Consider the following 24303-nt stretch of genomic DNA (forward strand, 5'->3'; position numbering starts at 1 on the left):
TTACAACTGTTGGATAGGCTCTGGAATAGCCAGATATCATACCATCTGCATCACCCTCCAAAACCATCATTGCACCAAAATAATTACGTTCCCGCATTTTATTCTTGGCATTGTACAACGTAGTTCCACTTCTCTTTCTGGATTCATAATGCTTAATAGCATAATGCTCCCTTCTATCTCTAGATTCCTTTGATTCTGCATTAGGGTCAATAATTGGAATATCAGCATCAAACTCCAACTCTTTTTTAAGCTCAGTAATAATTTCTTTATTACCTAGTAAAATTGGATGTGCAATACCTTCTTCATAGACTATTTGAGCTGTTTTTATTACATCTAAATGGTCTGCTTCTGCAAAAACAATTTTCTTGGGATTTACTTTGGCCCGGTTCATTAATAAACGAACCACTTTGTTATCATTTCCGGAACGCTTCAACAACTCATTCTTATAAGTCTTCCAGTTTTTAATGGGCTCTTTAGCTACACCACTATCCATAGCAGCTTTGGCAATGGCTGGCGGAATTTCGGAAATAAGCCTAGGGTCAAAAGGTTTTGGAATTATATACTCTTTCCCAAATGTAAGTCGAGTTTCACCGTATGCTATATTTACCTGTTCTGGAACTGGCTCTTTTGTAAGTTCTGCTAGTGCTTTTACTGCAGCCATTTTCATTTCTTCATTTATGGCAGTTGCTCTAACATCCAAAGCGCCTCTAAAAATAAAAGGGAATCCCAATACATTGTTTACTTGATTGGGATGATCAGAACGACCAGTGGCCATAATAATATCTTTTCTGGTTTTTACAGCCAAATCGTATTTAATTTCTGGATCAGGATTGGCCATGGCAAAAACAATAGGGTTTTTAGCCATGGATTTTAACATTTTAGGGGTGACGATGTCTGCAATGGAAAGTCCAATAAAAACATCAGCTTTTACCATTGCTTCTTCCAAAGTATTAATTTTTCTATCTGATGCAAATTCTGCCTTTTCACTAGAGAGGCTTTCCCTGTCACTGCGAATAACACCTTTACTATCTAGCATCACAATATTTTTGGAGCTTGCGCCAAATGCCTTATATAATCTAGTACAAGAAACTGCCGCAGCCCCTGCACCACTTACCACAATTTTTACTTCTTCAATTTTTTTGCCCGAGATTTCCAGAGCATTTAACAAGGCTGCAGCAGAAATTATGGCTGTACCATGCTGATCATCATGCATCACTGGAATATCTAGCTCTTCTTTTAATCGTCTTTCAATTTCAAAAGCTTCTGGAGCTTTTATATCTTCAAGATTTATTCCACCAAAAGTAGGTGCAATGGTTTTGACAGTTTCTATAAACTTGTCCACATCCTTGGTGTCCAATTCTATATCAATACCATCAATATCTGCAAAAATTTTAAAAAGTAAGGCCTTACCTTCCATTACTGGTTTTGAAGCTTCGGGTCCAATATCTCCTAACCCCAAAACTGCGGTGCCATTAGAAATAATAGCAACTATATTTCCCTTGGCGGTATACTTATAAACATCATCTTTATTTTTGGCAATTTCCAGACACGGTTCTGCAACTCCTGGAGAGTAAGCCAATGCCAAATCTCTCTGCGTGGAATAGGGTTTGGTAGGTACAATTTTTATTTTTCCAGGCGTAGGTTTGGCATGATAAATTAATGCCTCTTGCCTTTTCTTTTGCTCGCTCATATAATGATGTGTTTTCTAGAAACAAATTTAACGGTATTCTTGGGAAAAAGAACTTCAAAGTTCAACTAATCAAAATAGGTTTTGGAAAAATGATATTTTCTTCAATAGAAAGATACCTTGTACGTCTTTTACTTGGCTTCTTTTGACACATTCAATCTTAATGCAAAAAAAGCTGCAATAATAAAAAAGATCCCACCAAATAAAATAGCATTTACAGCATTTCCTCCTAAAAGATTCTTGAAAATAGGACCAAAAGTCAATGTTTCTATTCCCATAGGGATAACAATCATCATATTCAAAATACCCATGTACACTCCCCGTCTATCCTGCGGTACTATTTTAGAAACCATAGTGTAGGGTATTCCCATCATTGCTGCCCAACCAATACCAAACAAAACCATAGGAATTAATATTAAATATGGATCTGTAATGTAAGGTATTGCCAATAATGCCAAGCCCGTTCCCACAAGGCTTGCTGCATATACTTTTTTTCCTCCCAATCGCAATGTTAGTGGCACTAAAGCTAAAGCAACTATCATTGTAACTGTGTTATAAGTAAAGCTCATTTTGGCAGATTGTGCGGCAGCCTCTGAAGTATCCATACCCATAGTAGTTCTTAACAGCGGCACAATGAATTGCCAATAAACAAATAGAGCATACCATTGAAACAAATAAACTATAGATAATTTCCACATAAATTTTGGCATATCCTTAACTGCTTTTGAAATCTCAACAAAGGGCATTTTAAAACGTTCTATAAATGATAATCCCTTATGTTTATTAATTTCTGCCATTTCTTCATCACTTGGAGGAATTTCAGGGGTTTTTAAAACCGACCATAAAATAGTGGTAACCGATAAAATAGCTCCAATAAAAAAAGAATAATAAAGCCATTTTGGAATTGTGTCCACCGAGCTAGATACCTCATCTGCGCCAAATAAATATTGAAATAAAAATATGGACAAAGTTGCCAAAAGTATACCCGCTCCAACAAATAAACTTTGCATTTGGTATCCCAAACTCAATTGCTTTTCTGGTAGCTTATCACCAACAAAAGCACGGTAAGGCTCCATTGCCATATTGTTACCCACATCCAAAATCCAAAGTAGACCCACCGCAAACCATAATGCTGGACTCAATGGAAATGCAAACAAACAAAGACTTCCTAAAATAGCTCCAATTAAAAAATATGGCTTTCGTCTTCCCCAACGTGGAGACCATGTTTTATCTGACATTGCTCCAATAATTGGTTGAATAATCAGTCCTGTGACAGGTCCTGCAATATTTAAAATTGGCAACATATCTTCTGCTGCTCCCAAAAAAAGGAAAATTGGATTGATAGCTGTCTGCTGTAAACCGAAACTATATTGAATGCCTAAAAACCCAACATTCATATTAAATATCTGCCAAAAACTTAATGTTGGTTTTTTAATCAATCCCATATTCTTCTTAATTTATATATCTATTGAAAATTTCATAAAATTAAAGCCTTTCGAATATAGTATTTTTAATTTTTCCAATAAAAATTAGAGTAATGAAAATGATATAGGAAAATTATTTAAGAAAATCAATATTCCGTTTTAACCCCGTAAACTTGGTACGCTTTACAGCTGATTTTTGAAACACTTTTTTAAAAACATCCTCGGTTATCTCTTCCCAATCCTTTTTGGACATGGACAACAGTTCAGGATGGGGATTAAACAATGGTTCATTATGTGCTTTTGAAAACCGATTCCACGGACACACATCTTGGCATACGTCACAACCAAACATCCAATCATCAAACTTACCATGAAATTCATTGGGTATTTCATTCTTTAATTCAATGGTGAAATACGAAATACACTTACTACCATCCACAACATAAGGCTCAACTATTGCCTGTGTCGGGCAGGCATCTATACAAGCAGTACATGTACCACAATGATCAGTTACCGGGGAATCATACTCCAGCTCTATATCAATAATAAGTTCAGCTATAAAATAAAAAGAGCCTACTTGCTGAGTTAGCAAATTACTGTGTTTTCCTATCCATCCCAAACCACTTTTGGCCGCCCATGCCTTATCTAATACAGGAGCAGAATCTACAAAAGCCCTACCATGTACTTCCCCTATTTCTTCTGAAATAAATTCTTGTAGCTGCTTTAATTTAGATTTTATTACATGGTGATAGTCTTGACCATAAGCATATTTAGACACTTTAAAGGTGTTCTCTGTTTGCTCTTCTTCTGGAAAATAATTAAGCAACAAAGAAATAACCGATTTTGAACCTTCTACCAATTTGGTTGGGTCCAAGCGTTTGTCAAAATGATTTTCCATATAACTCATTTCGCCGTGCATGTCCATATTGAGCCATTTTTCCAGTCTTGGAGCTTCTTCCTCTAAAAACTCGGCTTTGGATATACCGCATGACAAAAAACCGAGGCGTTTGGCTTCAGTTTTTATTAGCTGTGTATGTTTATCGGCATTCACATGCCTAAGATACAGTTATTCTTTTTTCTTATAAATAATGTCAAAGACATTAAGGTTTTATCCCTGCAAGTTCCATATAAAGTATAAAAATGGACATGACAAAAACAAACCCTCCAAACCATTTTTTAAGTTTTTTTGCATTGACAAAAGAGGAAAGATATATTCCAAGAAGCATTCCCATAATAGCTACTGAAGTAAATCCCAAAAGGAATATCCAATCAATAAAAATATGATTGCCCAAGTCACCCAAAAACCCTGCTAAAGATTTTAATGAAATTATTAATAGCGATGTGGCCACAGCTTTTTTTATAGGTAATTTTAAGAACAAAACCAATACTGGAATAATAATAAATCCGCCACCAATACCAACAATTCCTGTAAGCAAGCCTATAATTGCACCAACAACACTTAAAAAAAGATAGCTGCAATTTCCGTCATGCACCGTTTCTGCATCCTCTTTCTTTTTAAAAATCATACAAAGTGACGCAGATAGTGCCAAAAAGGCAAAAAAGATCATAATGCCCATGTTTTTAGTCATATGAAAATTTCCAATGGAGAATAACTCCTCAGGTATCATAGCAACCAAATATTTACGAGCTATAAATACTGAACCTAACGACGGAACAGCAAAGAACAAAGCCATTTTAAAATCTACAACATTCTTTTTAAAATTCCTAAGAACACCTACCGAAGCTGAGGAACCCACCACAAACAAGGAATATGCCGTAGTTGTGACTGGACCAATATGAAAAAAATAGGTGAAAATTGGGACAGTCAACAAAGACCCACCACTCCCCATTAATCCAAGGACAATCCCAATTAACATTGCTCCTACATAACCTAAAACCTCCATAGTTTCCATATTGCCAGAGCTTCCGTAAAAAATTAATTTATTTTATTTCTTTTATATAAGCCCAACCTTGATGTTGTTTCATAGCAATCTCATAAATACCATCTGGGACGGTTCCTACTCCTGGTATTAAATCTTCTTTGGTTTTCTTATTTCGCTTTAGCGTATTCTCACATGCAATTATGGACACATTATCCATCTTTATAATTTTGCGCAAGGTTTCACCTGCTGCTGATGACTTACCATCAACCATACTGTAAGCCCCACTATAGATAACCATTTCGAATTGAGAATCTGGATAAGATTCAGACATCAACCTTAGATGCCTAGCTGCTGATTTATGTATTTCTGGGTCTGCACTGGTTACATCAAATACCACTTTAATTGGTTTTTCTTGTGCCGCCAATCCTATAGAAAAGCACATTACTAGAATAAGAATTATTACTTTTTTCATTTTTATGGTTTTAAGATGATTAATTATTCTCCCGCGAAAATATACCCGCAGCCATTTTCTTGTGCTCTACCCAATGCCCAAACACCTGAGGGTACTACCTGAATTCCTGGTAATACTGCAGCAACCCACTCTTCATAGGTTTCCTTTGGATCCAATCCCATCTGCTGAGCTATGGCACCACTGTAGACTGAAATTGCCAAATTGCATACACAAAACATAGCACCACGGGCTTGCATATCTTTTATTCCTTGAATCATTGGTAGTGGAAAATCTCCGTCTTGAGGTTCATAGTAAGGATTTCGTTCATAATTTGCACCATCGGCCTTTTTAACATGAAAAACTTCTCCTAGTGGATACTTCTTCCATAAATCCGACTTAAAAGCAAATGGAATGGCATCATGACGTAACACGGTCATTGCCGTAATATCATCGTCTTTAGATCCTGTTTCATTGTTAGACAAGTAAAAAGCCCAGTTCCAAATTATTGGAAATCCTGCATGAGGTTTAGATCCATCGTATACAATACGATGCTTACCCTTAATTTTCTTGAACCATTCATCCGCTTCGCTCATTTGGTTTTCATTAAAATCGGTCATACCTGCAAAGGCTGGATTGGAAAGTACTGAAAGTGTGCTTGCCGTGGCACCTAGCATTATGGCGCCCATAAATTTTCTTCTAGAATTTGTCTCTGTTTTCATACTTATTTATTTAGATTTAATAATATTGAACTCTTTTTTATAGTAATCCATAATAGGTTTAAAAGGACCCATTTGGTGTTGTTCTATTGGAAAGTCATCGGCATATGGCCCATAGGGAGTAGATACTGGTTTCTTGGTCAAATCGGGAAAATCTGACTCCCTGTTGGCTTTTTCTGGTCGATGTTGTTGGTTAATATAGCCTGCTACATCATAAGCCTCTTCATCTGTTAGCTTTGGAGCATCATATGTAGTTCCATAAGGCATATTACCCTTAATAAATTGAGCTGCGGTTATGACTCGGGTCATACCAGCACCATTATTATATGAATCATCTCCCCATAGGGGCGGATACTCATAAGTAAGTCCATCTAACCACTTTTTACCTTGTCCATCAACTCCATGACACTCGGTACAGGTAGATTCAAATATGTTTTTTCCATTCTTCATATTTACTTGCCTATTTGGGACTTCTATACTTAAAAATCCTTGCCCTATAATTTTACCATCTTCGGGGGCATATCTACCCAACCAATTTAAATAGGCCACAAATGCCTTCATCTCTTTACTATCTTGGGGTAAAACTTCGCCATTCATACTCCGTTCCATGCAACCATTGATACGTTCCTCAATAGTGCCTATTTTATTTTCTCTTCCCCTGTATTGTGGGAACCTCTGAACTATTCCTATCAGCGGTGCTGAATATGGTTTTGTGCCAGATAATAGATGGCAATTATTGCATGCCAAATGGTTGCCAGCATAGCTCTTATTTAAACTTTTAGAATCTGGTCCAAGATATTTAGGCGTGTATTGGAACAGCTCGAAACCATATTTAATTTCTTGCTCTATTTTAGAATTCCCTAATTGAGAAACATCATAATTCAAATAAAAAACTTCATCCAATTCACTTCTATTGAATAAATCTGTTGGTATTGCCCCAAAACACAATAGCACTGTGACAAAGGAAATCATGAGAATACTTATAAAGAATACTTTGATGATACAAAGCAGTCTTTCTATTCCTTTTAGAGATTTATCATTACAAACTGACATTTTTTCTGAACTTATTTACAATTGAATCTGAATCTATATAAGGTTGATAACAACAACCAAAATCAATGCTATGTATTTCCTTATCAATAGTACATACAAGCACGTAGATGTGCTTTCACTAAATGCTCAATCTGGTGAAGTATTTTTGCGGAAGAAGTAAAATATGATGTACTATTCTTGAGCCTGAATGCTCAAATAGTACAAGCCAGGCTTAGTATTGGGAATCTCTAAAGTCTGTTGGAGAAGTACCATACTCTGTTTTAAAAGCTCTGCTAAACCAAGAAGGGTCATTAAAGCCAACTTCATAGGCAACCTCTGAGATGGTTTTATCTGTAGTTACAATAAGTTCTTTACCTTTTTCCAAGCGTACTGATCTAATAAAAACTGCGGTTGACTTTCCTGTTACCGCCTTAAGTTTTCTGTACAATTGAGATTCACTAAGAGAACACTCATTAGCCAATTGTTCAGAATTAAGATTAGGGTTATCTATTTTTTCTTGAATTAGTTGAACTACTTTTTGAATAAATTTTGTTTCCTTACTATCGGTAGGTTCTTGAAGTATTTCATTTAGATTCCCTTTTTCATATTTTGCTCTAAGTTGTTTTCTAATCTTTACCAATTGGTCCAATCTAGCAAACAATTCATCTTTAATGAAAGGTTTGGACAAATAGGCATCAACGCCTGTTGCAAAACCTTCCAAACGATCCTTTTGGGTGACTTTGGCAGTTAACATCACAATAGGGATGTGGTCTGTTCGTTCATCAGATTTTAGTTCCCTACATACTTCAAATCCATCCTTGCCAGGCATCATTACATCGCAGATAATAATATCAGGTACTTTTTCTATGGCTTTGTCAAGACCAATAAACCCGTTTTCTGCATGAATTGTAGTGTATTTACCTTGAAGACAATCCTGTACAAAAATGGCTACATCCATATTATCTTCTATAATTAATACTATTGGAAGCTCACTATTCTCCTCAGCTATTATAAGGTTATTTCCTGTAGGATTTTCTTTTAATTTGTCCTTGGTATGGGAATACATTTTATCTATTATTTTTCCCCTTATATATACAGGGACTTTAAGTAAGAATTCTGTTCCTTTCCCCAATTCACTTTTCACTTGTATTGATCCATTTAATAATTCAACCAATTCTTTAGTCAATGCAAGCCCAATTCCTGTACCCTCACCACTTCGCGAACTGGTTGAATCCGCTTGATAAAAGTGATTAAAAATATGAGGCAGTGCCTCTTTAGAAATACCCATTCCATTGTCTCTTATTTTAACTATTAGGTATTCACTTTCTTTTTCATGTATCTTATTTACATGAACAATAACTTTATCATTTTTTTTGGAAAACTTTATGGCATTTGATAGTAAGTTCGAAATTATGGATTGCATTTTATGATCATCAAAATCCATTACCAATTCATCTATTTCCGAATACAGTACCACAGTAATATCAGACTCCTTAGCCAAAGACTGAAAACTTTCGGTCACATATTTTATAAAAGGAACAATATCAGATGTGATATTGTTTACTGCCATTTTTCCGCTTTCTAATTTTGCCAAATCCAACATTTCATTTACCAAATCCAACAACCTTAGTCCATTACGTTCAATCATTTCCAAAGAGGAATTCGTTGCCGCCAAAGTTTTGGTCTTGGATTTTTCTTTTAAAGATTCTGTCATTCCCAAAATTACGGTCAAGGGTGTTCTAAATTCATGTGTAATATTCGTAAACAGGCTATTTCTTAATTGATTTATCTCTTTTAGTTTCTTATTCTCCGCAACCTCTAACTTTCTTGATATTTGAAAGCGATAAAAACCATATAACAACATTGCAGCAATACTTAAATAAAACAAATATGCCCACCATGTAGCCCACCATGGAGGCAAAATGTCAAGTTTCATTTCAAGTGGTGGTTGATTCCATTCTTTACCTCTTGAAAAACCATTTACTTGAAGGGTATAATTCCCTGTTGGGAGGTTCAAAAACTGTATTTCGGGATCGGCGAGCATATTCCACTCACTATCGCTTGGATTTAGCTTATAGCCGTAGCTCATATCTTTATGCCTTCTATAATCTATTGAAGAAAATCTTAAGTAAAAAGGAAATTGTTTCTTTTTAAACGTTAATCTCTCAGTACTAAATAAGGCTTGTGGTAGCTTCCCCAGGGTTGAGTGTGAAGTTCCGATTATTTCGTCCTTAATTCGGAATTCTGAAAAGTATAGAGGCTTTGGAACGTCTATTGTAGACAAATCATTGGGATTAAAGTAAGTTACACCTCCAATACCACCAAGGTATATTGTTCCATTAGAATCCCTATATCTGGCATGTATATCAAATTCCTTACTCTGAATTCCATCATTGACCCCGTACTGTACAAAATTCTTACTTTCTGTATTAAACATAACCATTCCATCATTGGTGCCCAACCATAAATTTCCATTTTCATCATCTTGAATACTATAAACAACATCATTACTAAATTGTTTCTGTGCTTTCCATGATTCAAATTCCTTATTTCCAAGATATAGGTTAAATCCACTTCTAGTGCCTACCCAGATTCTATTCTTTTGGTCAATTAATATATCATAGACGGAATTATGTGACAAAGACTTATCCTCATTTTCAATGTTTTCAAAGTGTTCAAAATTTGGTGGCCCATAGACAGCAGGCACCTCAAAACTTAATTTTGTAAGCCCTTCTTGTGTGCCAATCCATATGTTGTTTTCATTATCTGCCCCAATACAATGAACAAAATCATTTTTTAAAGAGTTTGGGGTTTTGCCATCATTTTTATACTTAACAATGCTATACTCACTTTCATTAATATAATCTAACCTAAAAATACCCTGACCATAGGTTACTCCCCATAAATTATTGTTTTTATCAAGAATTAAATCTTTCAAAAAATCATTATTTATAGAATTTTCATCATTAGGATTATGTTTAAAGACAGTAAATTCAGGGCTGTCAGGGTCAAATGTTTTTAAATCAATCATACTTAACCCTCGTGTTGTTGCCAACCACATTCTTTGATTAATTTCATCTTTAACAATAGCTCTAATGACACCTCCAGAAATGCTCTTGGTGTTGTTCTGGTCACCAACAAAGTAGTACTGCTTTCCGTTCTTTAGCAAGTTCAATCCACCATCAGAAGTTCCAATCCATAGATTATTATTTTCTTTTAAAATTGAGAATATGACATTATCACTGAGTAAATGTTTCCCTTTAAGATTTTTTGAAAAATTTTTAAAATAAGGTTCAGAAAAATCAATAAGGTTTAAATAGTTCGCCGTACCAACTAGTATTTGTTTTTCTGATATCTTTAATAATGCCTGTACTGTACTACTGCTAAGTCCTTTTTTTGAATCTCCTGAATATAAAATCTTATTGGTCACCCGTTCATTGACCCAATCGTATAAATACAAACCATTACCTGTTGCTACCCATACAGTAGAATCATTATGCTTTAAAAATGCCAATACATGCCTAGTGGGAATATTGTCCTCCTTACTAAGTTCTACTAAATTAACTTCGTTATTTTTTAAATCATAAACAAAGAACCCTTCATCACTGCCAACCAATAAGGATTTGTCCGTTTTGTAAAAAGATTGAATATGACCCCTTGCATTTTTTTGGGGTTTTAGATTTAAAGCTTCATTCTTTGCTAGGTCAGATCTAAAAATTCTTCCATTAAACCCAGCCGCCCATAAATAATTATTTTCATCTATTGACAGAGTCGTTATAGGTTGATTATAGTAATTTTCCTGCACAAAAGTTGTTCCACTAGGGCTTAATTTATGAAGGCCTGAAATTCTTGACCCAACCCAAATATTTCCTTCTTTGTCCTCAACTATAGCAGAGATAATTTCATTTGTCCCATTAGATTTTTTTAATTTAACCCTATGAAAAACATCTAAATGGGGGTCGTAATAGCACAGCCCATTTCCAATAGTTCCAACCCATATTCTACCAGAGTTATCCTCCAACAACCTATTTATAAGGTTTCCAGAAACTGTTAATGAATCCTTTTCGTTATGTTTAAAATGCTTAAATATTTTTCCGTCAAAACGATTCAACCCATCTTGTGTGGCAATCCAAACAAATCCTGAGCTATCTTTTAAAAGATCATTGGATGATACTTGGGAGAGTCCATCTTCTAAAGTGAAATATTTAATTGAGTAGTCATTATTGCTCTGACCAAGTACCAAGTGACTAAGAAAAATAACAACAAATAATTGTTGCAGTTTAAGGAAATGCCCAATTTCAACACCAAGGTGTTGCTGAAGGTCAATGAGCTTCAAAAAGCTATTTTTTAAAATCCTTATAACCAACATAATTTATTTTATGAGCTTGTCCAACTATAGATATAAACAAAGAATATTTTATTCCATAGTCCGATTGGGGGAATTAACAACTAGCTACTAAAGCTATTTTTCTAAATGTAGTTAACTTTTTAACATTTAGAAAGAAAATGAAATGTAAATTATGAAAGTAAAACTTTTGGTTTTGGTCCTTATATGTCAGTCCTTTTAAATTGAAAACCCTATGCTAAGCTCGTAAAGTAAATTTCATTCTTAAATCTACTGGTTTTAAAGTTATTAATGGGTTCACCTTAATTTCTTTGGTAGAAGTGGTTATATTAAAGTTTTTAATAATTTCTTTTACAGCTAAAATCATTTCAAAAAGGGCAAAATTATTCCCAATACATAAGCGTGGTCCCGCACCAAAAGGCATATAGTAACTAGATTTATGTACTTGTTCATCCTTACTGAATCTTTCCGGAGTAAATTGTTCGGGATTTTTCCAAAAGTCGATATTTCTATGAAGTTCATAGATTGAAATACCCACCACTGTTCCTTTTTTTATATAAAAATCTCCAATTTCATCATCTTCTACTGCCACTCTATCTGTAATCCAAGCAGGTGGATATAACCGCATACTTTCATCAACACAGTTTTTAATATAAGAAAGGCTTCCTATTTTCTCAAATGGAGATAATTTCATATTATTTTTAAATACTTCATTTTCAACTTTATGCAACACATCTTTGTTCTGGGCTATTAGAGTTAGAGTAAAGGTCAAAGCATTGGCTGTAGTTTCATGACCTGCTACAAATAGAATTAAGATTTCGTCTATTAATTGGTCATTGGTCATTCCTGTGCCGTCTTCATATTTCGCATCTAAAAGCATTTGCAAAAGATCATCATGAGATTCTTTGGACTTTTTTCTTTGGTCAATAACAGTATTAATGATAGCTCTGCTTTCCTTTACCATTTTCATGTTGCTCCTTACCTCACCACTTAAAATATATAACAGTTTTTTGGGAGGTTGTCTAATTTCTTTAACTATATATTTTTGAAGCTGCTCAACAATTTCCTGTAATCGTTTTAAAGTTTTTTTATCAGCAGAAAAATTAAAAAGTGATTTTGCCACAACTTCAAAAGCTAATTCATTCATGATTGAATATAAATCTAATGATATATCGGTTTCAATCTTTTTTACTTGTTCTTTTACAGAGGAATCAATTATAGAAATCAAATTTTCCAGCTTTTCCTTATGAAACCCAGGCTGAATTAAACGCCTTTGCTTTAACCAATAATCCCCACTAGAAGTGAGCAACCCATAACCAACATACTTAGATAAAGATTTGGTTTGTATCTCTGACTTATGATATATTTTATGTCTTTTTTGAAGAATATGCTTAATCATATCCGCATTTCTGGTCAGAACAATAGGTGATTGAAATGGTGGAGTAACTGTAAAAGACCCTTGATTTTCATTAAACCATTTATTTTGAAATGGTATTGGGTTTTTTGCGATTGCGGAAGAATTGACTAAAAATTTAAAAAAAGGAACTTTATCTGGATACCTATACTTGCTCATTGAATAGGCCTCCTTGTGTATTTCCTTTTATTCTTCCCAAATGCTTGTAAGCAAGCTCTGTAACTTCTCGTCCCCTTGGCGTTCTCATAATAAAACCTTGTTGAATAAGAAAAGGTTCATAGACTTCTTCAATAGTTTCTGAACTTTCAGATACAGCGGTAGCTATTGTAGTTATACCCACTGGGCCCCCTTTAAATTTGTCAATTATGGTGGTTAATATTTTATTATCCATTTCATCCAATCCATGTGCATCTACATGCAATGCTTTTAGACTGTATTTAGAAATCTCCATATCTATCTTTCCATTTCCTTTTATTTGGGCAAAATCTCTAACCCTTCTCAATAGCGCATTACAGATTCTAGGTGTTCCCCTACTTCTCCCGGCAATCTCTATGGACGCATCATTGGTAATAGGAACTTTTAATATTTCCGCACTTCTTTGAACAATGGTAGACAGTAATTCTGTAGAATAATACTGCAGTCTACTTTGAATACCAAATCGTGCTCGCATTGGGGAAGTCAAGAGGCCCGATCGTGTTGTAGCCCCTATCAAGGTAAATGGATTTAAATTAATCTGAACTGACCTAGCATTGGGGCCAGTTTCAATCATAATATCAATCTTATAATCCTCCATAGCCGAGTATAAGTATTCTTCTACTATAGGACTCAAACGATGGATTTCATCAATAAATAATACATCTCGCTCCTGTAGGTTGGTCAACAGCCCTGCTAAATCACCTGGCTTGTCCAACACAGGTCCAGAAGTTATTTTTATACCCACTCCTAACTCATTGGCCAAAATATGAGCTAAAGTTGTTTTTCCCAATCCCGGAGGTCCATGAAACAAAGTATGATCCAAGGCTTCATTCCTCATATTTGCTGCCTGAACAAAAACTTTTAGGTTTTCTAACACTTGTTCCTGCCCTGTAAAATCCTCAAAAGAAATGGGTCGTAACGCCCTTTCTATGTCCAATTCTTCTTGAGAAAAATTATTGGTCGATGGATCTAGATTTTCATTCATACACTAGCAAAGATAGTGGAAAAAGGGATAGTTTTTTAAATTGCATCTTAAAGAAAAGAGCTGTCATATTCACCAAAATATTGTAATTTAAAACCATGAAAAACACAAGTTACTCTTCTGGAATATTACAGTACATTCCTTTCTTTTACGTCATATGGTCAGATGACCTTCTATCTGTTTCTGAAATTGAAGTAGTTACCAAAGTATTGAATCTAGATAGTAATCTTAATACAAAGGATAAGAGCATATTAACCAATTGGCTTAGCAAAAATCGCCCACCAAAAAATTCAGAACTAAAACAATGGAAACAACTTATATCTTCATCAAAAATCAAGTTAATTGAAAGTGAAATCTATCCTCTCACTTCTTTCAGTCAAAAATTGGTTATCAAGAGTGATTCTGAATTTATCTTGAATGAAAATTTAAAAGAAATTGAAATTAATCTTGGCATACAACCCAACCATTATAATCACTTATTTGATGTTGAAGTTATTCATGAAAAAACCTCAAATTATTACAACGCAAAGGAAATTGATTCCATTTTAAAAGGGAAACATACCAAAGAAATTGATGCCTTTCGGGAATTCTTAAAAAGCCCAATCTTTCATTGGGATATTCAACGGAATAAAGAAAAATTTAGAGAAAAGGTGTTAACTCAAGTACAGTTTTTAGCTAAAAATGGATATGGCGCTATGGCTTATCCAAAAGAATATGGTGGAACTGGCAATATGCCTATTTATGCTTCAATCTTTGAAAATTTATTATATGTAGATGCCAGCCTTACCGTTAAATTTGGCGTGCAATTTGGGCTTTTTGGTGGTAGTGTTCAAAAACTAGGAACCAAAAAGCATCATGACAAGTATTTAACTGATACTGGTAAAGCAAAGCTTTTGGGGTGTTTCGCTATGACAGAAACTGGCCATGGCTCCAATGTTAGGGGTGTAAAAACAACTGCTACTTATAATAAAAAAACGGGTATTATTACCATACATACTCCAGGTAAAAATGACAATAAAGAATATATTGGGAATGCTTTACATTCCACAATGGCCTCTGTATTTGCACAGTTAATAGTAAATGGAAAAAATGAAGGAGTACATGCAATTTTAGTACCTATTAGAAATGAGAAACATGAATTAATGAAAGGTGTTACCATTGAGGATAATGGTTATAAATTAGGACTAAATGGTGTTGATAATGGGAAGATTTGGTTCAATCAAGTACAAGTGCCACGGGAAAATCTACTTAATAAATATGGTGATATAACTGCAGATGGGAACTACCATTCAGAAATCAAAAACCCTAGCAAACGCTTTTTTACCATGTTGGGAACTTTGGTCGGGGGTAGAATTTGTGTGGCAAAAGGAGCCATCAGCGGTGCAAAAATGTCCTTGGCAATTGCAGTGAAACATGCTTTAAAAAGAAGGCAGTTTAATGATAGTGTTAAAATCCAGGAAGATTTATTGATGGATTATCCATCACATCAACTGCGGTTGACTCCGGCCATTGCCTCTTCATATGTGTACCATGTGACCATGGACCATATGATGAAAATATATAGTGATGATACCATCACTGATAAAAGAAAAATTGAAACTCAGGCTGCAGGTCTAAAAGCAGTTATTACAGATTTTGCCAATGAGACCATTCAAGAATGTAGAGAGGCTTGTGGTGGAAAAGGATATTTAATCGAAAATAGAATTGCAGACTTAAAAGGAGATGTGGACATTTTCACAACTTTTGAGGGAGATAATACCGTTTTATTACAATTGGCCGCAAAAGGGATTTTAGCAGATTTTAAAACCGAATTCAATAGTGCTGGATTTTCATCAGTTTTAAAACTACTGGGAACACAATTAAGTGATAAACTAACCACCATTAATCCTATATATACAAATAAGGTTGATAAAGAGCATTTGTACAATTCTACATTCCATAAACATGCATTTGAATACAGAACCAGAAGACTTACATATACTTTGGCCATGCGAATTAGGGATTATATTAAAAAAGGAGTGCCCTCTTACCAAGCCTTCCTAAAAGTCCAGACCCATCTACTGGGACTTGGAAAAGCTTATAGTATAGAATTGGCATATGAAACATTTACCCATTTTACCGAAACCATTTCAGATGAAAAACATAAGTTACTATTCCAAAAATTGGGTACACTATATGCGTTGCATGAAATTAGAAAAGATGCCAGTTGGTATTTGGAACAAGGCTATATTGGAGGAACAAAATCCAAAGCAATTAGACAACGTGTAGAGCGTCTATCCACAGAACTAAGACCACATGTCGATGTACTTGTTGATGGTTTTGGTATTCCCGAACATTGCCTTACGGCCCCAATAGCAAATTAATCCTCTTCCTTTCTTAGTAAGGATTTATTTAAAAATTCTGTGATTGTTATTTTTGGGTTCCCAGACAATATTGTTTTGGAAGTGCCACTAGATATCAATTCAATATCCTTATATACATATACTCTTGCAGTTGGTGAGCCTTCTAAATTTAGTAACGCGTTTGCGGCCTCCAGTTTAGCACCTTTAAAATTTGAGTTTTCAACCAACTTAAGACCTAAACTATCAGTCGTTCCATCAATTTTAACAGTTGCATTTTTGTACATTTCAAAATTTGCCGTTTCGCTAACAGAGTACATACTCACATTAATTTTATCCTTTAGAGAAACATAAAGAGAATCACTATCCATATTCAAATCTCCAGAACTATTTCCTTCCATATTGACATGCAATAGACTGGCACTTACATTTAGTTTTAATTTTGATGAACCAAAAGTGTTTATATAAAATTTATCTGAAGATATCATACTTTCAGCAACTACCTTTCCTTCTCTTAAAGTAATAGCTTCCAACTCTTGATAGTTGACCGTTATCTCTAATTTTTTCTTAGCCGTTACTTTATAAAATGAACTAATAACCAGCGTGCTATCCTCCACTTTAAATTTAAAGATATCTAGCAAATTATCATCCGCGGTAATATTATAACTTTCCTCAGAAGATTTCTGCAAAACAATGTCTAAATCATCATTTAATTCTATTGCTTTAAAAGCTGGCAAATATTCTCTGACTTCCACAACATTTTTGTTACCTTTTATTTTGGGTTTTTTTTGAGCTTGAATATAGCAACTGGACAATACCAATAGCAACAACAGTGTTCCTTTTTTCATTTTCTTTAGATTTTGTTAACGGTTATAGTGTGTTTTGTTCTTAAATATATTACAAAAAAGCGATACTGTCCATTTTTGGGTGCAGCCAACAAAAAAAGCCCATCTAAAAAATAGATGGGCTTTTAATTTATAGTTATAATAAGTTAATGCTGTAACTCTTCTTCGTTATCTTGTAAAGGTACATCTTGAGGCACAAAATCTTGACCTGGAATAATGTATTCGCCATTTTCATACGTTTTACTATAATCATACGCCCAACGATGTACATGAGGTATTGCACCTGGCCAGTTACCATGCATATGCTCCTGTGGTGCCGTCCATTCCAATGTATTGGATTTCCATGGGTTTTGAGGACCTTTTTTACCATAGAAAATACTGCTGATAAAATTGTACAAGAATACTAACTGTGCTGCACCAGCTATCAAAGCAAAAACAGTGATTAGCACATTTACATCTGTTAATTCATCAAACAAAGGAAAAGCGGTGTTTTCATAATATCTTCTTGGGACACCTGCCATACCAACAAAGTGCATAGGGAAGAATACACCATAAGCACAAACAGCCGTTACCCAAAAGTGTACATACCCCAAGTTTTTATTCATCATTTTACCCTCAAACATTTTAGGGAACCAATGATAAACACCAGCAAATAATCCATAAAGGGCAGATATACCCATTACTAAGTGGAAGTGTGCTACCACAAAATAAGTATCATGTACATTGATGTCCAAAGTACTATCCCCCAATATGATTCCTGTTAAACCACCTGATATAAAAGTTGATACCAGTCCAATCGAAAATAACATTCCAGGGTTTAACTGAAGGTTACCCTTCCACAATGTAGTAATATAGTTAAAAGCTTTTACCGCAGACGGAATCGCAATCAATAGTGTTGTAAAAGTAAATACAGAACCTAAGAAAGGATTCATTCCTGAAATAAACATATGGTGCCCCCACACAATTGTTGACAAAAATGCAATTGCTAAGATAGATGCAACCATAGCTCTATATCCAAAAATTGGCTTACGTGCATTGGTGGACATAACTTCGGATGTAATACCCAAGGCAGGCAATAATACAATATATACTTCAGGATGCCCTAAGAACCAGAACAAATGCTCATATAATACTGGTGAGCCTCCTTGATAGTGCAATACTTCTCCTTGAATAAATATATCCGATAAGAAAAATGAAGTCCCAAAGCTTCGGTCCATTATCAATAATAAAGCTGCAGACAGTAATACAGGGAAAGAAATTACCCCAATAACTGCGGTTACAAAAAATGCCCATATAGTCAAAGGCAACCTTGTCATAGACATTCCTTTAGTTCTTAAATTAAGAACTGTAACAATATAGTTTAGAGATCCTAATAAAGAAGATGCAATAAATATTGCCATGGAAACCAACCAAAGTGTCATTCCCATACCAGAACCGGCCTGTGCCATTGGTAAGGCACTTAATGGTGGATATACAGTCCAACCTGCAGAAGCAGGCCCAGCTTCAACAAAAAGGGAAATTACCATAATAACACTGGATAAAAAGAACAACCAGTAGGAAATCATATTCAAAAAGCCAGAAGCCATATCCCTAGCACCAATCTGCAATGGAATAAGAAGATTACTAAATGTACCACTTAAACCAGCTGTAAGTACAAAGAATACCATAATGGTTCCGTGAATGGTAACCAAGGACAAATATATGTCAGCATCCATCACACCATCTGGAGCCCATTTCCCAAGCAATGTTTCGAGTATTGGAAAAGATTCCCCTGGCCAAGCCAGTTGCATTCTGAACATCAATGACATGGCTATACCTATAAAGCCCATAATCAAACCAGTAATTAAATACTGTTTTGAAATCATTTTATGATCCTGACTAAATATATATTTAGTTACAAAGGTTTCCTTATGATGATGTCCATGATCATCGTGTGCGTGATCATCTCCGTGTTCGTGTCCTGTTGACATAATCAAATATGCTTTTTATATTACTTTTTAACGTCTTAATTATTGTGCTGCTATGGTTTGTCCAAACTTCTGTTGGCTTGCCATCCATGCATTGTATTCTTCTTCGGTCTCTACTATTATTTTCATTTGCATATTGTAATGAGATTTTCCACAAATCTTATTACAAAGAAGAAGGTAATCAAACTCCCAAGGATCCGAATTAGGTTCTCCGTTGGCCGCTTTTTCTGCTCTTATTGCATTGGTTCTTTTTACTTTATCCATAACATCTGGATTTTGCCTCATATCCGCGGTTGTTATAGTAGGAGTAAAAGAAAATTCAGTAGTCATTCCTGGAACACAGTTCATTTGCGCTCTAAAATGTGGCATATATGCTGAATGCAGTACATCCTGAGAGCGAAATTTAAAATTAACTTTTCTACCTACAGGTAAGTGAAGTTCCTTAACAATAATATCATCAGAAGCATTTGGGTCGGATTCATCCAAACCTAACACATTGGCGCGGTCAATATCAATCATTCTAACATTTGCATCACCCAAAACATTATCATCCCCTCCATATCTTGCAGTCCAGTTAAATTGCTGTGCGTACAATTCTACAATTAAAGGGTCGTCCTCATCATTCACTTCCATAATATTAGTCCAAGTATACAGTCCCCATAAAATCAATCCAGCCAAAACTATTACAGGGATGATAGTCCAGATTAATTCTAATCTATCATTATCTGCGTAAAAAAGTGCTTTTTTTCCTGTTTCTCCTCTGTATTTATACCCAAAATAGTGTAATAAAAATTGAGTAAGTGTTTGTACGATAAATATGATAACAAATGATACCAACATTAATTGGTCGTACTCTCCACCATGCTCAGAAGCAGCTTCTGGCAACAAGAATTTACTATACTTCCAAAAACTAAAAATGGTAATTGCGTAAATGAATACCAAAAATGCAAATAACAAATACCCATTGGTCTTGTTATCCGAATCATTAGCTACTTGGGAATTCTCTGTACTATATTGAGACAGTTCAAATATTTTGGTCATTTGCCAAATTGCAATTGCCACTAATATTAAAACAGCTATGGTTAATAATGCAGTCATCGTATGGTATGAAATTATACTTTAAAACTTATTAATAATGAAAATGCTTGCTTTCTCCTATAAAAGGATTTCGTTTTGGTTGCAATGGTGCTTTTGTTAATGCCCTGAATACCCAGAAAATAAACAATCCCGCAAAAAACAACACTGAGCTTATTTCTGAAATACCTATCCCCCATTGGTCTCCCACTGTTGCTGGCATTATCATATTGAAAATATCTAAATAATGTCCCGCCAGTATCACTATACCAGCCATTATTACAAACCAATTGATTCTTTTGTAATCACTGTTCATTAATAATAATACAGGGAACAAAAAGTTCATGGCAACCATTCCAAAAAATGGAAGTCTATAATCTTCAATTCTTGTTACAAAATATGTAACTTCTTCTGGAATATTAGCATACCAAATTAACATAAACTGGGCGAACCATAAATAGGTCCAGAAAATACTAATCCCAAACATAAATTTTGCTAAATCATGAATATGACTATCGTTTACATCTTCTAAATACCCTTTAGACTTTAAGTAAATAGTTACCATAGCAATCACCGTGATACCAGATACAAACATGCTCGCAAATACGTACCAACCAAATAAGGTACTAAACCAATGTGGGTCAACACTCATAATCCAATCCCAAGACATGATAGATTCTGATATTAAATAGAATACCAAAAATGCTGCTGAGATTCTAAAATTTTTCTTGAAGTTAGAATTATCATCTGATTCATCCTGAGCTAATGAAAATTTTCTTGAAAATTCTCTATACAATATCCAACCACCTAAAAAGATAACCGCACGAATTAAGAAAAATGTAGGATTTAAATACCCAGCTTTTCCTTGCAATAGCTTATCATGTGCCACAACATCTGCATCCATCCAAACAAACATATGATTCATATGCATTACAGAAAGTACCAATAAAACAAATACTATAATACCTCCAGGAACCAAATAGGCCGTTATCCCTTCCATTACCCTAAACAATAAAGGAGACCATCCTGCCTGTGAAGCACGTTGAATGGCATAAAATGCCAACACTCCCAATGCAATCATCATAAAAAAGAATGCTGCAATATATAATGCAGACCAAGGCCTGTTTTGTAATTGATGAAGTAAATGTTCATCATGTGAAGCATCGTGTCCTTCCTCATGATGTTCTTCTACCTCTCCATGCGCATCAGTTTCTCCATGTACTGCTACTTCTTCATGAGTAGCTTCCACAGCATGTGAATCTCCATGACCATCAGCATGTGCCGCCACTTTGGCCTTAGCTTCTTCAACAGTACTTGGTGCCGATACAAAACCAATTCCTATACCCAACACTCCAACAGCCATTAGAATGAAGGAAGCAATTCTTAATCTATTTGAAAACGTGTACATATTACTATTGTCTATGTATTATTTTGTTAAATCTTGTTTCAATTTCACAACATACTCGGATACTTGCCAACGTTCCATATGGTTCAATTGGTTGGCATAAGAACCCATAGAGTTCAATCCGTAATAAATTGTATGATATGTACTGCCCACTGTAATATTTCTTGCTGCATCTGCATATGTAGGCACACCCAATATTTTTTCTCTCTTGACTAAATTCCCTTGACCATCACCTTTAGAGCCATGACAAATAGCACAATAAATGTCATACAATTCCTTACCAACAGCTAGATTCTCATCCATTTTAAGTGAATCCAGTGGACTCATTGCCAAAATAGCTAATTCTTTACCTTCTGGTGTGTTCTCAAAACTATATGGAACAATACCTCTTGGGATTGTGTTTGCTACAGGTTGCATAGCTTCCATTTGTCCCGGTAAAAAATCTACCTTCCCATATGTTTCGTAGCCAACTGGCTCGTACATATTAGGGAAATATTGATAGTTTGGACGATTCTTATCCGCACAAGCAGATACAAGAATAACCAACCCCAATAACAATCCTATTTTCTTAAAACTATTCATACTATTATTATATGACTACTTATCTGAAATATTAACTTCTACAGCACCTGTATTTAACAACAGTTCCTCTAATTCCTTTTGGTTTCCATGAACTTCAATTTCCATAACAAAATGGTCGTCTGTAGTTCTAACATCTGGATTTTCTGCTTTTTTAAAAGGCCACAATCTACTTCTTAAATAGAATGTGATAACCATTAAGTGGGCAGCAAAAAATACTGTTAACTCAAACATAATAGGAACAAAAGCTGGCATGTTTTCTATATAACTAAAACTTGGTTTACCACCAATATCCTGAGGCCAATCACTAATCATGATATAATTCATCATAGTAATTGCCACCGCAAGTCCTAAACATCCATACATAAAAGAAGTTATAGCAATTCTAGTAGGTGCAAGACCCATTGCCTTGTCCAATCCATGAACTGGAAATGGGCAATACACTTCTTCTATATGATGTTTGGCCGCTTTTACTTCCTTGACAGCATGCATCAACACATCGTCATCGTTATAATACGCCTGTATAACTTTAGATGCCATATTATTTTTTCTTATTTAATTTTTTAGCTTGACCCGCCCAATCATCTCTTTGCGCCCTACCTGGGAATTTTTCAATGATGGAATCCAACAAATCATACTCTTTCTTGGTCATTTTACTAACCTGTCCAAAACTGAATATTCCAATTTTATTTAAGGTTTTTTCCATTTCTGGGCCAACGCCTTTTATCAACTTTAAATCATCTGCCACATCTTTTGATGCATCAAATAAACCTAACGAGCCTAAAAGATTTGAAACTTTACTATCTGAATCATCATCGACTACTTCTTTTACCGCTTTTGTTTTCTTAACCGCCCCAACCTTTTCAATCTTATACAAAGGCTCGCCTGCATCTCTTAATTTTTTGTATCGTTCTCCAGAGGATTTCAAAATTGATTTTACTTCTGCCTGCGCAATTACAGGGAATGTTCTTGCATACAGCAAGAAGAGTACAAAGAAGAAACCAATTGTTCCAATAAAGATTCCTATGTCCACGAATGTTGGGGAAAACATAGTCCACGAGGAAGGTAAGTAATCCCTGTGCAAAGAAGTCACAATAATTACAAATCGTTCAAACCACATTCCAATATTTACAACAATAGAAATAAAGAAAGAGAACATAATACTAGTTCTAAGTTTTTTGAACCACATAAACTGTGGAGAGAACACGTTACAGGTCATCATTGCCCAATATGCCCACCAGTAAGGTCCAGTTGCTCTATTCAAGAATGCATATTGTTCATATTCCACACCAGAATACCAAGCCATAAAAAGCTCTGTAATATAGGCACATCCTACAATAGAACCTGTAATCATGATTACAATGTTCATTAATTCTATATGTTGAACTGTAATATATGCTTCTAAATGACATACTTTTCTCATAATGATAAGCAAGGTATTTACCATTGCAAACCCAGAGAAAATAGCTCCCGCCACAAAATACGGAGGGAAAATTGTTGTATGCCAACCAGGAATTACCGATGTGGCAAAGTCAAATGATACAATAGTATGTACAGAAAGTACTAAAGGTGTAGCTAAACCTGCCAATACCAATGAAACTTCTTCAAAACGTTGCCAATCTTTTGCACGGCCACTCCATCCAAAACTCAACAAACTGTAAATTTTCTTTTGGAAAGGTAAAACGGCCCTATCACGAATCATAGCAAAATCTGGTAACAGTCCTGTCCACCAGAATACCAATGAAACTGAAAGATATGTTGAGATTGCAAACACATCCCAAAGTAAAGGTGAGTTAAAGTTTACCCATAAAGAACCAAATTGGTTAGGAATAGGCAATACCCAATACCCCAGCCATGGACGACCCATATGAATAATTGGAAACAAACCAGCTTGTATTACAGAAAATATGGTCATTGCTTCTGCAGAACGGTTAATTGCCATTCTCCATTTTTGTCTAAACAATA

General features: G+C 34.9%; 18 protein-coding genes. 1 reads left to right on the top strand and 17 read right to left on the bottom strand.

Features of this window, described 5'->3' with window-relative positions; all coding sequences use genetic code 11:
* The 10 genes from AC000W_RS15035 to ruvB form a co-directional block, all read right to left on the bottom strand.
* Positions 1 to 1690 (bottom strand): NADP-dependent malic enzyme (locus AC000W_RS15035; RefSeq protein ID WP_474749465.1); only part of this gene is annotated, 1690 nt, incomplete at its 3' end.
* Positions 1691 to 1818: 128 nt separating this feature from the next.
* On the bottom strand, positions 1819 to 3132 hold the full coding sequence (locus AC000W_RS15040; protein ID WP_474749466.1) for an MFS transporter: 1314 nt from the start codon (positions 3130 to 3132) through the stop codon (positions 1819 to 1821).
* Between the two features lie 112 nt (positions 3133 to 3244).
* The gene (gene queG / locus AC000W_RS15045) at positions 3245 to 4177 is read right to left on the bottom strand and encodes a tRNA epoxyqueuosine(34) reductase QueG (RefSeq protein ID WP_474749490.1); all 933 of its coding nucleotides are present in this window, start codon (positions 4175 to 4177) and stop codon (positions 3245 to 3247) included.
* Positions 4178 to 4211: 34 nt separating this feature from the next.
* On the bottom strand, positions 4212 to 5024 hold the full coding sequence (locus AC000W_RS15050; RefSeq protein ID WP_476658687.1) for a sulfite exporter TauE/SafE family protein: 813 nt from the start codon (positions 5022 to 5024) through the stop codon (positions 4212 to 4214).
* A gap of 28 nt (positions 5025 to 5052) precedes the next feature.
* Entirely contained in the window at positions 5053 to 5466 is a 414-nt protein-coding gene (locus AC000W_RS15055; protein ID WP_474749469.1) for a DsrE family protein, read from the bottom strand.
* 23 nt (positions 5467 to 5489) lie between these two features.
* Positions 5490 to 6164, bottom strand: coding sequence for a Tat (twin-arginine translocation) pathway signal sequence containing protein (locus AC000W_RS15060; RefSeq protein WP_474749471.1), 675 nt, complete (start codon positions 6162 to 6164; stop codon positions 5490 to 5492).
* A gap of 6 nt (positions 6165 to 6170) precedes the next feature.
* Complete coding sequence (locus AC000W_RS15065; RefSeq protein ID WP_474749472.1) at positions 6171 to 7214, bottom strand: c-type cytochrome; 1044 nt, start codon at positions 7212 to 7214, stop codon at positions 6171 to 6173.
* 211 nt (positions 7215 to 7425) lie between these two features.
* Positions 7426 to 11529 carry a two-component regulator propeller domain-containing protein gene (locus AC000W_RS15070; RefSeq protein WP_474749474.1) on the bottom strand — a complete coding sequence of 1368 codons (4104 nt, stop codon included), beginning with the start codon at positions 11527 to 11529 and terminating at the stop codon, positions 7426 to 7428.
* A 247-nt stretch (positions 11530 to 11776) separates the two neighbouring features.
* Positions 11777 to 13111: a cytochrome P450 gene (locus tag AC000W_RS15075; protein WP_474749475.1), complete on the bottom strand. Its 1335-nt coding sequence runs from the start codon at positions 13109 to 13111 to the stop codon at positions 11777 to 11779.
* Positions 13098 to 14132 (bottom strand): Holliday junction branch migration DNA helicase RuvB, encoded by a 1035-nt coding sequence (gene ruvB, locus AC000W_RS15080; RefSeq protein ID WP_474749477.1) that lies wholly within the window; start codon positions 14130 to 14132, stop codon positions 13098 to 13100. The genes AC000W_RS15075 and ruvB overlap by 14 nt, the downstream gene beginning before the upstream one ends.
* Positions 14133 to 14227: 95 nt before the next feature.
* Here ruvB and AC000W_RS15085 point away from each other — a divergent pair, with 95 nt between their 5' ends.
* The gene (locus AC000W_RS15085) at positions 14228 to 16492 is read left to right on the top strand and encodes an acyl-CoA dehydrogenase family protein (protein WP_474749478.1); all 2265 of its coding nucleotides are present in this window, start codon (positions 14228 to 14230) and stop codon (positions 16490 to 16492) included.
* Here the strand turns inward: AC000W_RS15085 and AC000W_RS15090 are convergent.
* The 7 genes from AC000W_RS15090 to nrfD all read right to left on the bottom strand — a co-directional run.
* Complete coding sequence (locus AC000W_RS15090; protein WP_474749480.1) at positions 16489 to 17316, bottom strand: GIN domain-containing protein; 828 nt, start codon at positions 17314 to 17316, stop codon at positions 16489 to 16491. The two genes, AC000W_RS15085 and AC000W_RS15090, sit on opposite strands and share 4 nt — an antisense overlap.
* 143 nt (positions 17317 to 17459) lie before the next feature.
* Positions 17460 to 19283 carry a cytochrome c oxidase subunit I gene (locus tag AC000W_RS15095; RefSeq protein WP_474749481.1) on the bottom strand — a complete coding sequence of 608 codons (1824 nt, stop codon included), beginning with the start codon at positions 19281 to 19283 and terminating at the stop codon, positions 17460 to 17462.
* Positions 19284 to 19322: 39 nt separating this feature from the next.
* Positions 19323 to 20378, bottom strand: coding sequence for a cytochrome c oxidase subunit II (locus tag AC000W_RS15100; protein ID WP_474749483.1), 1056 nt, complete (start codon positions 20376 to 20378; stop codon positions 19323 to 19325).
* Between the two features lie 31 nt (positions 20379 to 20409).
* Complete coding sequence (locus AC000W_RS15105; protein ID WP_474749484.1) at positions 20410 to 21762, bottom strand: quinol:cytochrome C oxidoreductase; 1353 nt, start codon at positions 21760 to 21762, stop codon at positions 20410 to 20412.
* Between the two features lie 18 nt (positions 21763 to 21780).
* Positions 21781 to 22341: a c-type cytochrome gene (locus AC000W_RS15110; RefSeq protein WP_474749485.1), complete on the bottom strand. Its 561-nt coding sequence runs from the start codon at positions 22339 to 22341 to the stop codon at positions 21781 to 21783.
* A 15-nt stretch (positions 22342 to 22356) separates the two neighbouring features.
* Positions 22357 to 22878: a DUF3341 domain-containing protein gene (locus AC000W_RS15115; protein ID WP_474749487.1), complete on the bottom strand. Its 522-nt coding sequence runs from the start codon at positions 22876 to 22878 to the stop codon at positions 22357 to 22359.
* Position 22879: 1 nt separating this feature from the next.
* A partial coding sequence (gene nrfD / locus AC000W_RS15120; RefSeq protein WP_474749489.1) for an NrfD/PsrC family molybdoenzyme membrane anchor subunit occupies positions 22880 to 24303 on the bottom strand: 1424 nt, incomplete at its 5' end.

It is taken from the genome of Saonia sp. (genome assembly GCF_056326165.1).

Excerpts from the sequence above, each read along its gene's own strand:
- AC000W_RS15115 (WP_474749487.1), bottom strand. The coding sequence starts at position 22,878 with ATGGCATCTAAAGTTATACAGGCGTATTATAACGATGACGATGTGTTG.
- AC000W_RS15050 (WP_476658687.1), bottom strand. The coding sequence starts at position 5,024 with ATGGAAACTATGGAGGTTTTAGGTTATGTAGGAGCAATGTTAATTGGG.
- AC000W_RS15065 (WP_474749472.1), bottom strand. The coding sequence starts at position 7,214 with ATGTCAGTTTGTAATGATAAATCTCTAAAAGGAATAGAAAGACTGCTT.
- AC000W_RS15055 (WP_474749469.1), bottom strand. The coding sequence starts at position 5,466 with ATGAAAAAAGTAATAATTCTTATTCTAGTAATGTGCTTTTCTATAGGA.
- AC000W_RS15040 (WP_474749466.1), bottom strand. The coding sequence starts at position 3,132 with ATGGGATTGATTAAAAAACCAACATTAAGTTTTTGGCAGATATTTAAT.
- AC000W_RS15105 (WP_474749484.1), bottom strand. The coding sequence starts at position 21,762 with ATGTACACGTTTTCAAATAGATTAAGAATTGCTTCCTTCATTCTAATG.
- AC000W_RS15060 (WP_474749471.1), bottom strand. The coding sequence starts at position 6,164 with ATGAAAACAGAGACAAATTCTAGAAGAAAATTTATGGGCGCCATAATG.
- AC000W_RS15085 (WP_474749478.1), top strand. The coding sequence starts at position 14,228 with ATGAAAAACACAAGTTACTCTTCTGGAATATTACAGTACATTCCTTTC.
- AC000W_RS15100 (WP_474749483.1), bottom strand. The coding sequence starts at position 20,378 with ATGACTGCATTATTAACCATAGCTGTTTTAATATTAGTGGCAATTGCA.
- AC000W_RS15090 (WP_474749480.1), bottom strand. The coding sequence starts at position 17,316 with ATGAAAAAAGGAACACTGTTGTTGCTATTGGTATTGTCCAGTTGCTAT.
- AC000W_RS15095 (WP_474749481.1), bottom strand. The coding sequence starts at position 19,283 with ATGTCAACAGGACACGAACACGGAGATGATCACGCACACGATGATCAT.
- AC000W_RS15075 (WP_474749475.1), bottom strand. The coding sequence starts at position 13,111 with ATGAGCAAGTATAGGTATCCAGATAAAGTTCCTTTTTTTAAATTTTTA.
- AC000W_RS15110 (WP_474749485.1), bottom strand. The coding sequence starts at position 22,341 with ATGAATAGTTTTAAGAAAATAGGATTGTTATTGGGGTTGGTTATTCTT.
- ruvB (WP_474749477.1), bottom strand. The coding sequence starts at position 14,132 with ATGAATGAAAATCTAGATCCATCGACCAATAATTTTTCTCAAGAAGAA.